General features: G+C 69.2%; 12 protein-coding genes. 7 read left to right on the top strand and 5 right to left on the bottom strand.

What is annotated here, in order from left to right; translation table 11 throughout:
* Positions 1 to 87: 87 nt before the first annotated feature.
* The 5 genes from AACH00_RS04670 to AACH00_RS04690 form a co-directional block, all read right to left on the bottom strand.
* Entirely contained in the window at positions 88 to 747 is a 660-nt protein-coding gene (locus tag AACH00_RS04670) for a histidine phosphatase family protein (protein WP_341397922.1), read from the bottom strand.
* Complete coding sequence (locus AACH00_RS04675; protein ID WP_341398053.1) at positions 747 to 1,103, bottom strand: DUF1840 domain-containing protein; 357 nt, start codon at positions 1,101 to 1,103, stop codon at positions 747 to 749. The genes AACH00_RS04670 and AACH00_RS04675 overlap by 1 nt, the downstream gene beginning before the upstream one ends.
* A gap of 92 nt (positions 1,104 to 1,195) precedes the next feature.
* The gene (locus AACH00_RS04680) at positions 1,196 to 3,313 is read right to left on the bottom strand and encodes an EAL domain-containing protein (RefSeq protein WP_341397923.1); all 2,118 of its coding nucleotides are present in this window, start codon (positions 3,311 to 3,313) and stop codon (positions 1,196 to 1,198) included.
* Positions 3,310 to 4,659 (bottom strand): cyclic di-GMP phosphodiesterase, encoded by a 1,350-nt coding sequence (locus AACH00_RS04685; RefSeq protein WP_341397924.1) that lies wholly within the window; start codon positions 4,657 to 4,659, stop codon positions 3,310 to 3,312. The genes AACH00_RS04680 and AACH00_RS04685 overlap by 4 nt, the downstream gene beginning before the upstream one ends.
* A 142-nt stretch (positions 4,660 to 4,801) precedes the next feature.
* Positions 4,802 to 5,725 carry a helix-turn-helix domain-containing protein gene (locus AACH00_RS04690; protein ID WP_341397925.1) on the bottom strand — a complete coding sequence of 308 codons (924 nt, stop codon included), beginning with the start codon at positions 5,723 to 5,725 and terminating at the stop codon, positions 4,802 to 4,804.
* A gap of 104 nt (positions 5,726 to 5,829) precedes the next feature.
* Here AACH00_RS04690 and pobA point away from each other — a divergent pair, with 104 nt between their 5' ends.
* The 7 genes from pobA (at position 5,830) to AACH00_RS04725 (ending at position 14,315) form a co-directional block, all read left to right on the top strand.
* A complete protein-coding gene (gene pobA / locus AACH00_RS04695; RefSeq protein WP_341397926.1) occupies positions 5,830 to 7,002 on the top strand; it encodes a 4-hydroxybenzoate 3-monooxygenase in 1,173 nt (390 codons plus the stop codon).
* Positions 7,003 to 7,197: 195 nt separating this feature from the next.
* Complete coding sequence (locus tag AACH00_RS04700; protein WP_341397927.1) at positions 7,198 to 7,611, top strand: ExbD/TolR family protein; 414 nt, start codon at positions 7,198 to 7,200, stop codon at positions 7,609 to 7,611.
* Positions 7,611 to 8,339: an energy transducer TonB gene (locus AACH00_RS04705; RefSeq protein ID WP_341397928.1), complete on the top strand. Its 729-nt coding sequence runs from the start codon at positions 7,611 to 7,613 to the stop codon at positions 8,337 to 8,339. The genes AACH00_RS04700 and AACH00_RS04705 overlap by 1 nt, the downstream gene beginning before the upstream one ends.
* Before the next feature lie 52 nt (positions 8,340 to 8,391).
* Positions 8,392 to 10,776, top strand: a complete 2,385-nt coding sequence (locus AACH00_RS04710) for a TonB-dependent receptor (RefSeq protein ID WP_341397929.1) — start codon at positions 8,392 to 8,394, stop codon at positions 10,774 to 10,776.
* Positions 10,777 to 10,778: 2 nt separating this feature from the next.
* Positions 10,779 to 11,360: a MotA/TolQ/ExbB proton channel family protein gene (locus AACH00_RS04715; RefSeq protein WP_341397930.1), complete on the top strand. Its 582-nt coding sequence runs from the start codon at positions 10,779 to 10,781 to the stop codon at positions 11,358 to 11,360.
* Positions 11,361 to 11,389: 29 nt separating this feature from the next.
* Positions 11,390 to 13,195: a bifunctional metallophosphatase/5'-nucleotidase gene (locus AACH00_RS04720; protein WP_341397931.1), complete on the top strand. Its 1,806-nt coding sequence runs from the start codon at positions 11,390 to 11,392 to the stop codon at positions 13,193 to 13,195.
* Positions 13,196 to 13,241: 46 nt separating this feature from the next.
* The gene (locus tag AACH00_RS04725) at positions 13,242 to 14,315 is read left to right on the top strand and encodes a homocysteine S-methyltransferase family protein (RefSeq protein ID WP_341397932.1); all 1,074 of its coding nucleotides are present in this window, start codon (positions 13,242 to 13,244) and stop codon (positions 14,313 to 14,315) included.
* The last annotated feature ends 7 nt before the right edge of the window (positions 14,316 to 14,322 follow it).

The following is a 14,322-nucleotide window of genomic DNA, read 5'->3' on the forward strand; positions in this document are numbered from 1 at the left end:
GCCCATGTCCGGTTGAGCGTGCAGACGCGCCTTCCCCCCGATCAGGCAGCCATCGACGGCAACTCCCCGCAGAGTGCGTGACCTAAATCACACAGCGTGTCCCACGCGGTCGGCGCTCTCGTCGCGGGCCTCGTCGTCCAGGTGCTGCACGTCCGCCCAGCCCACCAGCGTGAAGCCTTCGCCCGTCCACAGCAGGCGGTTGATGCCGGTGTTGGGCAACTCCCAGGTGCGCGGCGCATTGAGGGTGATGCGCGAGGCGGCGCGGTAGAAACAATCGAGCACGCCGCCGTGGGCCACCAGCACCAGCGTCTTGCCGGCATGGGCCGTGGCAAGGCGGGTGAGCGTGGCCACGCAGCGATCGAAGAAACCCTGCAAGGTTTCGCCCTCGGGCGGGCCGAAGGCCGGGTCGCGCTTGCGCCATTCGGCGCTGCCTTCGGGGTACTGCTGCTCCACCTCGGCATAGGTGTGGCCCTGCCAGATGCCGAAGTGCCGCTCACGCAGACCGGCATCGGTGATGAGCGGCAGGCCCGTGACGGCGGCCACCGCCTGCGCCGTGGCATGGGCCCGTGAGAGGTCGCTGCTGATCAGCACCTCGGGCGCGTCGTCCACCAGTGCCAGTGCGGCGCGGCGCGCCTGCTCCAGGCCGCGCTCATTCAGCGGAATGTCGAGCTGCCCCTGCAGCCGGGTTTCCACGTTCCAGGCGGTTTCGCCGTGGCGCAGGGCAATGATGCGTGTCACTCCCTGCATCAGACACCCCAGACGATGGCCTGCTGCTCGGCGAGCGCACGCTGCATCATGTCGATCAGTGGCCAGGCGCGCTGGCGCAGTGACACCACCGGGGCGCGGCTGGCACCGGTGTCTTCCTTGTCATCATCCGGGTTGGCCTCGTCAGCGTGTTCGGCGGCGCTTTTCAGCATCTCGGCCCGCACGGCTTCGTCCGCGGCAATCGCGGCCTGCAGGGCCTCCAGGGCAGCCGGCATCTGGCTCACTTCGATGATGCCCCGGGGGCCGGGCTGCTTGCCGATCAGGCCGAGCACGCGGTCACCGTTGGGGCCGAGCATGATGACGTCTGCGCACGCCTTGCTCTTGAACTTGTAGATCATGAACGCCTCGCTGCCCGCCCGACGTGGGCCGGCCACCGGCCACATTGTGCCCGCCGGTCTGGCGGGCGTCGGTGCGGCGCGGGGCGCGGCGCTCAGGCCACGCCGGCCTCGGGCGCGGCTGGCTCATTGGCCGCAGGTGCACGGCCGCGCGGACGAGCTGCAATCTCGAAGCCCCGCACATCCAGCGCCGGGGCGCACAGCTGGCCTTGCCAGCCCGCGCAGCCGGCGTCGCACAGCCAGCGGCGCTGCACCTCGTTGTCCACGCCCACGGCATAGACAGGCAGCTTCAGCGCCTGGGCAAAGGCGACGATGGCCTGTGCCAGGGCGGTGTCGGGCGTGGCCCGCTGCAAGCCACGCACCAGGCTGCGGTCCAGCTTCACGGCAGCCAGCGGAAACCGCCGCCACAAGGCCAGCGCGGTGTCGCTGGCACCGACGTTGTCGAGCACCATGCGCACGCCCAGGCGGTGCAACGCCTGCAGGTTGAACAACGCCGATTCGGCGTCGGCCTGCAGCGCACTTTCCTGCAGATCCAGCTCCAGCATGTTGGCGGCCCAGCCGGTCGATTCCAGCAGCGCCGCCACGCGGCGGGCGTAACCGGGCTGGCCAAGGGAGGCCGCGCTCACGTTCACGCACAGGGTCAGCGCCATGCCGGCCTGCCGCCAGGCCACGGCCTGGTGCAGCGCGCGTTCCAGCGCCCAGTCGTCCAGCGACACCATCAGGCCCAGGCGCTGCACGGCCCCGAGGAACTGCGCCGGCAGTTGCAGGCCGCGCACCGGATCATGCCAGCGCAGCAGGGCCTCGGCCGCCACGACCTGGCCGGTGCGGGCATCCACGCGGGGCTGCCAGTGCAGGCGGAAGGCGTCATCGGCCAGACCCTCGCGCACGGCGCGCTCCAGGCGTTCCAAATGCTGGCGTTCATCGTCAGCCAGGCCGGTGTGCACGGTCCAGCCGCGCCCACCGCCGTCGCGGCCGTTGCGCTGCAGCGCGGCCTCGGCATGGACCAGCAAATCTTCGGCACAGCCACCGCCACGCGGCGTGGCGGCGATGCCGATCTGCAGGCGCAGGCCTTCGGTGGCCAGCAGGCCGGCGGGCAAGCGGCAGGCGATGCCCTGCAGGCGTTCGGCCAGCCGCTCGGCGGCCGATTCACCGCCTTGCTGCAGCATCACGGCGAAGCGGGCGCCGCCCAGACGGGCCACGCGCGCATGGGCCGGCGCGCAGGCGCGCAGGCCCTCCACCAGTTCATCCAGGGCGCGGGCGCGGTTGCGGCCGCTGATGGCGAACAACGCCTGCGCATCAAAGCTCAGGCACAGCAGTGCCACCGAGGGCTCACCCGGGCGCGCCAGCGCTTCGTCCAGCGCCAGCAGCAGGCCGCTGCGGTTGGGCCACAGCGTGAGGCTGTCGACGCCGGTGGTGCCTATCTCGCGCGGGGCGCTGCTGAGCTTGCGGCCACTTTCGCGGAACGACCACACGCGGCCGATGGGCCGGCCGGCGCTCCACTGCGGCTGCGTCTGGCGCTCCAGCGTGATGCCGCTGAGCAGGGTGATGTGGTCGGTGGTGCTGAGCATCAGCTGCTGACCGATCTGGTGCAGCCGGCGCTGGTAGTCGGCGGGCTGCAGCACACCCAGCCGCATCCAGTCGAACACGGCTTCGTCGCTGCGGTCGGCCAGGGCGGCTTCGGGCAGCTCCCACAAGGTGGCAAAGCGCCGGTTGAAGGCGCAGATGTGGCCCGACAGGTCGGTCACCAGGATGCCGTCGGCGGTGGCCTCCAGCGTGGCGCGCAGTTCGGCCAGCAGGGTTTCGCGCTCCAGCGCGGCGGCGGCTTCGGCGCTGCGGTCACGCAGGCGCACCAGCAGGCTGTGGGGCTGGGCGCCGCCCATGGGTACCACGCTGCGGTGCACCAGGGCCAGGCCGCCATGTTCACGCGGCAATTCCAGGTCCGAGCTCAGTCGGCCGACCCGGCCGGCACGCACTTCGGCCCAGTAGGCGGCGTCCTCCAGCGTGGGCAGCAGTTCATCGGCAGCGGTGCCCGGCCATTGGTGCGCGGGCTGGCCCAGCCAGTCGGCACCCGCGCGGTTGATGGCGCGCAGCGTGCAGCTGGCCACATCCACCAGCCAGGCCGGCTCGTCGAGCACCTGCAGCCACTCCTGGGCGCCAGCGGCGTCCTCCGTGCCGTCGAGCCAGGCCTGCAGGCCTGGTTCGCGGGGAATCATGCCGCCTCCGGTAGAGGCTGCGGGGCCTCGACGTCAAAGAAATAGGCCACGCGCTGTCGGGGGCGCAGGTATTCGGCGGCACGGGCGGGCAGCTGCGCGGCCTTCAGGCTGCGGCGGATGCCGAGGTCACCTTCGCGGTCGAGGTCAACGTGCAGCGCCTGATCGGCCGGCACACCGGCTTCGTACACAAGCACGCGCGGCTTGAGCGGGCGGGCGGCGTTCACCGTCATCACCATCGCGTAGCGCTCGTCAGACAGCTGCACCACAGAGCCCGGCGGGTAGATGCCCATCAGGCGGATGAAGCCGCTGAGCATGTCGGCGTCGAACTTGTTGCGGCTCTGCGCGAACATGCGCGAGAGGGCCTCGTGCGGCGTCAGCGACTTCGACGGCACTGCGGCATTGCACAGGTTGTCGTAGGTGTTGACCATCGCCACGATGCGGGCCGCCGGGCTGATCTGGGTCAGATGCGCGCCACGCGGGTAGCCGGTGCCGTCCGCCAGTTCGTGGTGCTGCGCCAGCACCAGCAGCGCGCCGTTGCTCAGGCCCATGCGCTGGCCCTGGGCCACGCCCTTGGCCACGTGATCGCGGTAAAGCGCGGCTTCGGCATGGGTGAAATCGTCGTGCAGCAGGCGCACGCGGTCAGGCAGCGCCAGCTTGCCCACGTCATGCAGCAGCGCGCCCACGCCGATGTCCATCAGCACGCTGTCTTCCAGCTCCAGCGCGCGGGCCAGCAGCAGCGAGATCACGGTCACGTTCATCGCGTGGGCCGAGTGGCGGTCGCCGCCAGGCTCACCCAGCACGCGCAGGCACAGCTCGCCGTCCACCAGCATCTTGTCCAGCAGGGCGCGGGTCAGCATGTCGGCGCTTTCGCGCGCCTTCACCGGGGTGCCCACCACGGCGTCACTGATGCGGCGCAGGTCACGGCAGGCTTCGCCGTACTGGCGTTCACATTGGCGCAGCGCGGCCTGCTGGGCAGACACCCGCTCAGCCAGCTCGCGCCGGGCCTGCACGGCGGCGGCTTCGGCCGCACGACGGGCGGCCTGGGCCTGGTCGGCGGCACTGGCGCCCACGGCGGCGCCCTGCTCATCATTGGCCGCCGGGGTGGCGGCTTCGTCGATGGCGGCCACGCCTTCACCTGCGGGCACCACGGCCACGCCGTGGATGTCCACATCACTGCGCTCGGGGCTCCAGCGCACTTGGCGCAGCCCCAGACCTTGAATGGTCTCGATCTGCTCGGCCGACGCGATCTTGAAGCTCGACAGCGGGAAGGGATGCGCCATCCAGCCCACGTCCAGATGCACAAACATCCCGACGCGCAACGCTTGAACCGACACCGTATCCGACATGACTATGTTTCCCTGTGCTTGGTCGCCCGGGATCGCCGGGACGACTTCTCTGCACTGGTCATCGGCCATGCCGGCTGAAAACTTGAGACAGGTTGCAACGCCATGCAACCGGACACTCAAGCTGCGGCGGTGCCGGCCGCCCTCAACGCTGGGCCTGTTCGCGCCAGGTGCCCGGGGCCAGGCCGCTCAGGCGCTGGAAGAAGCGGGTGAAATACCCCGCATCCGTGAAGCCCAGATCGAGGCCGATGCGCTTGATGCTGAGCGTGGTGTAGGTCAGCTGGCGTTGGGCTTCGAGCATCAGGCGGTCATGCAGCAGGGCCAGCGCGCTGCGGCCCAGCACCCGCTGGCAGATGCGGTTGAGCTGGGTGGGCGTGAGGCCGAGCTCCGCCGCCAGATCAGCCACACGGGGCTGCAGGCGAAAGCGCGCGTCGATCAAGGCGCGGTAGCGCGCCAGGTGGTCAGCGGCCCGGCCGGCGCCGGCGGCGGGCACCGGCGCATCGTCGGGCAGCGCACGGGCCAGGCTCACCATGGTTTGCAGCAGGGCGGCGTCCAGCGCCAGCGCGCGCCAGGGCTGGGGGTTGGCGTATTCGGCGGCCAAGGTGGCCACGGCGCTGCCCAGGCTGCGCGCTGCCGGCCCGTGGCCGCGCAAGGCCAGCCAGTGCGGCTGGGCCAGGCGCGCCCACAGGCCCGGTACGGCGTCCAGCAGGCTGGCCAGGTGGCGCTCCTGCACCGTCACCACATGGCCTTCCACCCCGGGGTCAAACCGGAAGCCGTGGGCCACCAGCGCCGGCACGCACACCGCGCAGGGGCCGCGCAAGGGGCATACCTGGCTGTCCAGCCGGGCCTCGGCCTGGCCTTGCGCCATGTACAGAATTTGAAAGAAGGTGTCGTGGCGGTGCGGCTGGATTTCCCAGTCATGCAGCCGGCTGCGCGACGAGATGGTTTCCACGTGCAGCCGCTCTGACGACGCTGCCCCGCCCTGCTCACCGTAGAGCAGGTAAGAGGGCAGCGAACGCACCGCAGCGGTGGGCTGGGCGGCTGAAGGGATGGGGGTTTGTGCGGCCATGGAATGTTCGAATTGTTCAATGTCTTGCGTTTTCTGTCCATTGGCTTGGCGCTGCCACGGCCCTACGCTTGCGGCCAGCTATCCACACTTTCGGAGACACCCCCATGCGCACCCAAGTCGCCATCATTGGTGCCGGCCCGTCCGGCTTGTTGCTCGGCGCCCTGCTGCACAAGGCCGGCATCGACCACGTCATCATCGAACGCCAGTCGCCCGACTACGTGCTGAGCCGCATCCGCGCCGGCGTGCTGGAACAGGTGACGATGGACCTGCTGGACGCCGCCGGCGTGGGCGCCCGCATGCACCGCGAAGGCCTGCCGCATGACGGGTTCGACCTGTGCTTCGACGGCCGCCGCCACCGCATCGACCTGCATGCGCTGACCGGCCGCAAGGTGATGGTGTACGGCCAGACGGAAGTGACGCGTGACCTGATGGACGCCCGCACCGCCGCCGGCCTCGGCACCGTCTACAACGCCAGCGACGTGCAGCTGCACGATTTCAACGGCACCCAGCCGCGCGTGACCTTCACCGCCAAGGGCGAAGCCCACGAGGTGCACGCCGACTTCATCGTCGGCTGCGACGGCTTCCACGGCGTGGCCCGCGCCAGCGTGCCGACCGACGCCATGCAGACCTTCGAGAAGGTCTACCCCTTCGGCTGGCTGGGCGTGCTGGCTGATGTGCCGCCGGTGCATGAGGAACTGATCTACGCCAGCGACGAGCGTGGCTTCGCGCTGTGCAGCATGCGCAGCAAGAGCCGTGTGCGCTACTACGTGCAGTGCTCGCTCGAAGACAAGGTCGAGCAGTGGAGCGACGACGCCTTCTGGGACGAGCTCAAGCGCCGCCTGCCGGCCGAAGACGCCGCCCGCATGGTGACCGGCCCGTCGATTGAAAAGAGCATCGCCCCGCTGCGCAGCTTCGTGGCCGAGCCGATGCGCTTCGGCCGGCTGTTCCTGGCCGGTGATGCCGCGCACATCGTGCCGCCCACCGGCGCCAAGGGCCTGAACCTCGCGGCATCCGACGTCGGCCTGCTCAGCCATGCGCTGACCGACTACTACCGCGGCAACGCGGTGGGCATCGACACCTACTCGGAGCGTGCGCTCTCGCGCATCTGGAAGGCCGAGCGCTTCAGCTGGTGGTTCACCTCGCTGATGCACCGTTTCCCGGACACCGGCGCCTTCGGCCGCCGCATGCAGAGCGCCGAGCTGGATTACCTGGTGAAGTCGGAAGCGGCGATGACCGCGATGGCCGAGAACTACGTGGGCCTGCCGCTGAACGTGTGACACGCGGCTGACACGGAGCCGTCACGCTCCTTGCACATTCCGTCACCAGAATCGTCGTGAAAGAGGTCACAGCCTGCGCCACTGTCAGTGGCTCAAGCACTGAGCCTCACCCGCTTTCACGCGTCGCGAACCGCAGCCGCCCGGCCCGCCCCGGGGGGCTGCGCTTGTTTGTGGCGCCACACGATCTGGTTCGCCATGCTGCACTTCGACGAAACACCGCCCCGCAAGGCCCGCATCGAGATCATTCCGATGATCGACGTGATGATGTTCCTGCTGATCTTCTTCGTGCTGATCAGCACCAACGTCATCCCCAGCTTCGGCCTGAAGACCGCCCTGCCCGACAGCAGCACCGCGCAGCGCATGGTCACCGACCAGCGGCCGGTCATCGTCACGCTCGGCGCTGACGGCAGCGTCTCGCTCGACGGCCAGGCCGTGCCGGCCGGCACCCTCACCGCCCGGGTGCAGAGCATCCATCAACAAGACTCGCGCAAGCGCTTTGTCATCAACGCCGACCAGTCGGTGAAGTGGCAATCCGTGGTGGATGTGATGGACGCGCTGCGCGCCCAAGGCATCGACGCCATCACCTTCGCCACCAAGCGGGTCGGCTGATGATCGACTGGCTGAACGACCGCCGCGATCCGGCGGCGCTGGGCACGGCCGTGCTGTTCCTGACCGCAGGCTGGTGGGGCTTGCAGCATCTGCCTGCGGCGGTGTCCACCGCCCCGGTCAGCAATGAGGTGAAGGTGCAGTGGGAAGACCTGCCCGCGCCCACACCGGCTGAACCCACGCTGCCCGCACCGCCGCGCCCTGCGCTGGAGGTGCCCCCGACCAGCGCAGGCCAGCCGCCCGCGCCGGCCCCGGCTGCACCCGTGCTGTCGCCCAACGCCACGGAAGTGGCCACCGGGCCGACGAGCACGGCGCCTGTCGCGCCTGCTGCACCGCCTGCGCCGGCCACGCCACCTGCGCCAGCCGCAGCACCCGCCACCGCACCCCCGGCTCCGCCCGCGCCCGCGCCCGCACCACGCGCCCACGCCTCGGCCGAGCAGGGTTACGCCAGCCAGCTGCGCGGCTACCTGAACAGCATCAAGCGCTACCCCAACAGCCGCGAGGCCCGCCAGCTGCGTCCCACCGGCACGGTGCGCGTGTGGCTGGAGCTCTCTCGCAACGGCCAGTTGCAGGGCGCCGGCATCGAGACCAGCAGCGGCTCGTCGCTGCTGGATGTGGAGGCGCTGCGCACCGTGCGCGGCGGCCGCTACCCCGCCATGCCGGACGACGCCTACCCCGGCCAGGCCAGCAACCGTTTCGTGATCGCCATCGACTACACGCTCGACGACTGATCGACCCACCTGTTTTTTCTTGCAGCAACACCCTCCCACAAGGACACCCACCATGCGCCCCTTCACGCTCAATGCCATCACCCTGGCACTGCTGGCCCTGACCGCCCACGGCCAGGCCCTGGCACAACAAGCCGGCACCGACATCGGCAAGATCACCGTCACCGGCGAAGGTGACAAGCTCGGCACCGGCCTGCTGGTCGACGAAGACACGCCCAAGGCCAAGAGCACGGTCACCAAGGCCCAGCTCGACAAGGTGCGCGCCAGCTCGAACCCGTTCCAGGCCATGTCGCTGATGCCCGGCGTGAACAGCTACAGCTACGACGCCACCGGCCTGTTCGGCGGCAGCCTGCGCGTGCGCGGCTTCAACAGCGACCAGATGGGCTTCACCATCAACGGCGCGCCGGTGAACGACTCGGGCAACTTCGCGGTTTATCCGCAGGAATACACCGACCTGGAAAACACCTGCGAAATCTCGCTGACCCAGGGCGCCTCCGACACCGAAGCCCCGCATGTGGGCGCCTCGGGCGGCAACGTCGGCATCAATTCCTGCGGCGCGAATGACAAGGCCCGCGTGCGCGCCTCGCTGTCGGCCGGCAGCCTGAGCTATCGCCGCGTCTTCCTGCGCGCCGATACCGGCCAGGTTGGTGACTTCAAGGGCTTCGCCTCGATCAGCAGCAGCCAGGTCGACAAGTGGAAGGGCGAAGGCAAGGCCGACCGCACCCACATCGACGCCGGCGCCGAATTCAAGATGGGCGACGTCAAGCTGAACGCCGGCATCCTCTACAACAAGGCCGTCAACAACAACTTCCGCACGCTGACGCTGGAGCAGGTGGGCACGCTGGGCTACACGGCTGATTTCGCGACCGTCGTGCCGCAGCACCTGACGCCCGTGGCTGGCACCGCCCAGAACGAAAGCACCATCGCGTCGGGCACCGCCTACTACGGCTACGCCCTGAACCCGTTCGAGAACTACCTGCTGACGGCAGGCGCGCATGTGCAGCTCTCGCCCGTCACCCGCCTCGATGTGGAGCCGTACTTCTGGTACGGCTACGGCACCGGCGGCGTGCAGCAGACCTCGGTGGCAGAAGGCTCCGGCAGCACCCGCCTGGGCGGCGGCGTGAAGGACATCAACGGTGACGGCGACACGCTCGACACCATCATGGTCTACCGCGGCAGCCTGACGGAAACCCACCGTCCTGGCGTGACCATCAAGCTCAGCCATTCGATGGACAACCACCAGTTGCTCGGCGGCGTGTGGATGGAGCGTGCGAACCACCGCCAGACCCAGCCGGCCACCACCGTGGACAACAACGGCGCCATCGCCACCAAGTGGCTCGACAGCGACGGCGCCCTGCTGCGCCGCGCCGACGGCACGCTCTACCAGGGCCGTGACTGGAAGACGGTGTCGACCGGCCAGAGCGCCTTCCTGCAGGACACGATCGACGTGGACAGCCAGTGGCGCGTGATCCCGGGCGTGAGCTGGCGCTCGATCAAGCGCGAGTTCACCAACACCGCCAACGACGGCTCCGGCGGCGGTGCCGACTATGTGCTGACGCGTCGCTACTCGGAAGTGCTGCCGAGCCTGAACACCAGCTTCCAGTTCACGCCGGAAGTGCAGGCCTTTGCCGGCATCTCGAAGAACCTGCGCGCACCGAGCAACTTCGAGCTCGGCAATGCGGTCACCAGCGTGGTCTACGTGAACGGTGCACCATCGACCTACGTGGTGCAGGTGCGCAACACCGTGAAGCAGGAAACCGCCGTCAACCTCGACATGGGCGCGCGCTTCAAGACGCCGCTGGTCAAGGGCAGCGTCACCGGCTTCTACACCCGCTTCACCGACCGCATCGGCTCGGGCTACGACCCGGTGCAGGCCGGCAAGTTCGACATCAACGTCGGCGACTCCACCATGAAGGGCCTGGAGGTGGAACTGGGCACCGTGCCTTACATGGGCTTCAGCGCCTACGCGTCGGGCACCTACACGGTCAGCACGCTTGACAACGACCTGCTGAACTCGTATGTGGACAGCGTGACGAAGAAGGTCGTGAGCTACACCGCCGCCACCTCGGGCAAGCAGTTCCCCGACACCCCGAAGGGCATGGCCGCACTGGCCCTGCAATGGTCGGACGGCCCGCTGATGCTGAACCTGTCGGGCAAGTACACCAGCCGCCGCTACACCACGATGACGAACGACCAGTCGATCGGCGGCTACACCACCATCGACTTCAACGCCGCCTGGCAGCTGCCCGCCACCGACTGGACCCGCAACACCGTGCTGCGCCTGAACCTCAGCAACCTGACGAACAAGCAGTACCTGCTGGCCAACTCCGGCAGCGGCTCCAGCTTCACCGTCAATGCCACCGGTGCAGGCTCTTCGCAGCCCTCGCTGTACCAAGGCGCTCCGCGCTTCGTGAGCATGTCCCTGCAGACTGACTTCTGACCATGAACTTCAATTTCTTCCACGACCTCGTGCTGGTGGCCATGGCGGGGCTGATGGCCCTCGCCCTGATCGTCATCGTCGAGCGCCTGATCTACAACACCTTCGTCATCCGGGCGCGCAAGCGCCTGCTGGCCGCCCTGACCCAGCCGGGTGAGGGCGCCCTGCAAGCCGAGCTGGCCCGCGCCAGCCACGGCCCGCATGCCAACATGGTGGCCGGCGTTCGTTCGCTGAAGACCAGCGACCCCGAGCGCATGGACCTGAAGGTGCAGGCGCTCTACCTGGAGCAGCAAAGCAGCGTGCGCCGCGGCCTGTGGCTGCTGGACACCACCATCACGCTGTCGCCGCTGCTCGGCCTGCTGGGCACCATCCTGGGCATCATCGACACCTTCACCGCACTGGCGGCGCAAGGCGTCTCTGATCCGCAGGCGGTGAGCCGCGGCATCGGCACTGCGCTGATCGCCACGGCGGCGGGCATCGGCATTGCGGTGTTCTGTCTGGTGTTCAACAACTTCTTCACCGAACGCGTTGAGCGGATCAATGAAGAACTGAAGGTGCTGGCCCTCGGCCAGGCCGGGGAGGCTTGATGGCACAGGCGCAGGTGAAGGCGACAGCCGTGTTGACGTTGAAGGCCGCGCTGGCCGGGTTCGCCCTGCTGGGCGGCCTGGGCAGCTTGGGTGTGGGGGCTGCCACCGCCGCCCCGGTGCCGCTGCGGGTGATGGCCTTCAACGACTTCCACGGCCACCTCGAAGCCGCCGACCTGCGCCTGGACCTGCCTGACCCGGCCAACCCCGGTCAGTGGCTGCGCGCACCGTCGGGCGGAGCTGCGGCCCTGGCTGGCCTGGTGCGTGAGCTGCGGGCCGACAGCCCGAACCACCTGCTGCTGTCGGGGGGTGATCTGTTCGGCGGCTCACCGCTGATCTCGTCGCTGTTCCGCCATGAATCAACCGTGGCGGTGATGAACCGCATCGGCCTGGACGCCAGCGTGGTGGGCAACCATGAATTCGACGCCGGCTGGGCCGAGCTGCAGCGCCTGATCAATGGTGGCTGCGCCGCCACCCAGGCCGGCAACCCGGCGCGCAGCTGTGCCAACGGCCTCTGGGGGGGCGCGAAGTTCCCGCTGCTGGGCGGCAACGTGGTAGCGGAAGCCACCGGCCAGATCGTGCTGGCGCCCTCGGTGGTGCGCAATGTGGGCGGCGTGCGCGTCGGCCTGATCGGCGCCGTCACCCGCACCACGCCCGACATCGTGATGCGCTCCGGCATTGCCGGACTGCGCTTTGACGACGAGGCCGATGCCATCAACCGCAGCGCAGCGCTGCTGAAGGCGGCTGGCGTGCACACCCTGATCGCGCTGGTGCATGAGGGCGGAGAAATCGGCCAGGCCAGCCAGCGCGGCGACTGGAACGACGGCAGCTGCCCGAAGGCCCGCGGCGCGATCTTCGAGATCAACCGCCGGCTCTCACCCGACATCGATCTGCTGCTGACCGGCCATACCCACCAGGGCTACCGCTGCGAGATGGACGGCCGGCTGGTGATGCAGGCCACGGCGTACGGCCGCGGCTTGTCGGTGATCGACCTGGTGCTCGACAGCGACACCGGCCGCGTGCAACGCAGCCAGACCCGCGGCCTGAACGTGCCGGTGCTGAACGAGCGCACCGACCCTGCCCTGCGCCGCCAACTGGCCGCCGGCCTGCCCGCCCCGCTGGCGCGGGCGCTGCTGAATGCGCAGCCTGATGCACAAGTGGCCGCCGAGGTGGCAGCGATGGCGCAGGCCGTGGCCCCGCTGGCGAACCAGCCGGTGGGCCGCATCACGGCAGACTTCAAGCGCGGCGGCACTGGTAACGGCGGCCCGGTGGACAATGCCGCAGGCCGCCTCGTGGCCGATGCCCAGCTGGCCGCCACCCGCAGCCCCGCCACGGGCGGTGCGCAGCTTGCGCTGATGAACCAGGGCGGTGTGCGCAGTGATCTGGAATGCACGGCGGCTGACAAGGCGAGCGGAACGCCCTGCACCATCAGCTACGGCCAGGTCATCACCATGCAGCCCTTTGGCAACGCACTGGTGACGATGACGCTCAGTGGTGCCCAGTTGCAACGCGTGCTCGAGAGCCAGCAGCGCGCCAATCCGCAAGCGCCGGCCATCCTGCACCCGTCGGCCGGCTTGACCTACGAGTGGCATGCCAGTGCCGAGGCCGGCCAGCATGTGCGCCAGCTGATGCTGAACGGCCAGCCCGTGCTGCCCGAGCAACGCCTGCGGGTGACGGTGAACAACTTCATCGCCGATGGGGGCGACGGCTTCACCCTGCTGCGCGAGGGCACGGAGCGCCTCACCGGTCCGCTTGACGCCGAAGCGCTGGTGCAGTTTCTGGGGGGCTCGCAGCCCGTGCAGCCTGACACCCAGGCACGGGTGCGCTGGCTGCCCTAAACCCCCGGGGGCGCGGCGAGCCGGCCGCGTTTCCTACAATGCGGTCATGAACGCCAAGTCTTCCGTCTACACCCGTGGCGCGGCCCTGCCCGCGATCCTGGCCCAACGCATCGCCATCATCGATGGGGCCATGGGCACGATGATCCAGCGCTACAAGCTGGGGGAAGCCGATTTCCGCAATGCCGCGCTGCAGGCACATCCGAAGGACCTGAAGGGCAACAACGACCTGCTGGTGCTGACCCGCCCGGACGTCATCAGCGAGATCCACGAGCAGTACCTGGCCGCTGGCGCCGATCTGATCGAGACCAACACGTTCGGCGCCACCAGCGTGGCCCAGGACGACTACGGCCTCGGCCACCTGGCCCGCGAGATGAACGTGGCCGCAGCCCGCCTGGCGCGCGCCGCCTGCGACAAGTACAGCACGCCCGACAAGCCGCGCTTCGTGGCCGGCGCCCTTGGCCCGACCCCGCGCACCGCCAGCATCAGCCCCGACGTGAACGACCCGGGCGCGCGCAACGTCACCTTCGACGAACTGCGTGCGGCCTACCGCGAACAGGCCGAAGGCCTGCTGGAAGGCGGTGCAGACGTGTTCCTGGTGGAAACGATCTTCGACACGCTGAATGCCAAGGCCGCCATCTTCGCGCTCGACGAGCTGATGGAAGACACGGGCGAGCGGCTGCCGGTGATCATCTCGGGCACCGTCACCGACGCCTCGGGCCGCATCCTGTCGGGCCAGACCGTTGGGGCGTTCTGGTACTCGGTGCGCCATGCGCGCCCGCTGGCCGTGGGCCTGAACTGCGCGCTGGGCGCGGCGCTGATGCGCCCGTACATCGAAGAGCTGAGCCGCCTGGCCGGTGACACCTACATCAGCTGCTATCCGAACGCCGGCCTGCCCAACCCGATGAGCGACACCGGGTTTGATGAGACGCCGGACGTGACGGGCGGCCTGATGGAAGACTTCGCCCGCGCGGGTTTCCTGAACATCGTGGGCGGCTGCTGCGGCACCACGCCGGATCACATCGCGGCGATCGCCCAGCGCGTGAGTGCCTACCGCCCGCGCCACCGCCAGGACCCGCTGTTCAGCGGGCTGCTGGCGGCGGATGCCGACCTGGAAGCCTGAGGGGCTG

This window comes from Ideonella margarita, from assembly GCF_038066635.1.
Lineage (GTDB): Bacteria > Pseudomonadota > Gammaproteobacteria > Burkholderiales > Burkholderiaceae_C > Ideonella > Ideonella margarita.

What these genes read in the sequence shown, in the direction of transcription:
- AACH00_RS04670 (WP_341397922.1), bottom strand. Translation starts at nt 747, where the DNA reads ATGCAGGGAGTGACACGCATCATTGCCCTGCGCCACGGCGAAACCGCC.
- AACH00_RS04675 (WP_341398053.1), bottom strand. Translation starts at nt 1,103, where the DNA reads ATGATCTACAAGTTCAAGAGCAAGGCGTGCGCAGACGTCATCATGCTC.
- AACH00_RS04680 (WP_341397923.1), bottom strand. Translation starts at nt 3,313, where the DNA reads ATGATTCCCCGCGAACCAGGCCTGCAGGCCTGGCTCGACGGCACGGAG.
- AACH00_RS04685 (WP_341397924.1), bottom strand. Translation starts at nt 4,659, where the DNA reads ATGTCGGATACGGTGTCGGTTCAAGCGTTGCGCGTCGGGATGTTTGTG.
- AACH00_RS04690 (WP_341397925.1), bottom strand. Translation starts at nt 5,725, where the DNA reads ATGGCCGCACAAACCCCCATCCCTTCAGCCGCCCAGCCCACCGCTGCG.
- pobA (WP_341397926.1), top strand. Translation starts at nt 5,830, where the DNA reads ATGCGCACCCAAGTCGCCATCATTGGTGCCGGCCCGTCCGGCTTGTTG.
- AACH00_RS04700 (WP_341397927.1), top strand. Translation starts at nt 7,198, where the DNA reads ATGCTGCACTTCGACGAAACACCGCCCCGCAAGGCCCGCATCGAGATC.
- AACH00_RS04705 (WP_341397928.1), top strand. Translation starts at nt 7,611, where the DNA reads ATGATCGACTGGCTGAACGACCGCCGCGATCCGGCGGCGCTGGGCACG.
- AACH00_RS04710 (WP_341397929.1), top strand. Translation starts at nt 8,392, where the DNA reads ATGCGCCCCTTCACGCTCAATGCCATCACCCTGGCACTGCTGGCCCTG.
- AACH00_RS04715 (WP_341397930.1), top strand. Translation starts at nt 10,779, where the DNA reads ATGAACTTCAATTTCTTCCACGACCTCGTGCTGGTGGCCATGGCGGGG.
- AACH00_RS04725 (WP_341397932.1), top strand. Translation starts at nt 13,242, where the DNA reads ATGAACGCCAAGTCTTCCGTCTACACCCGTGGCGCGGCCCTGCCCGCG.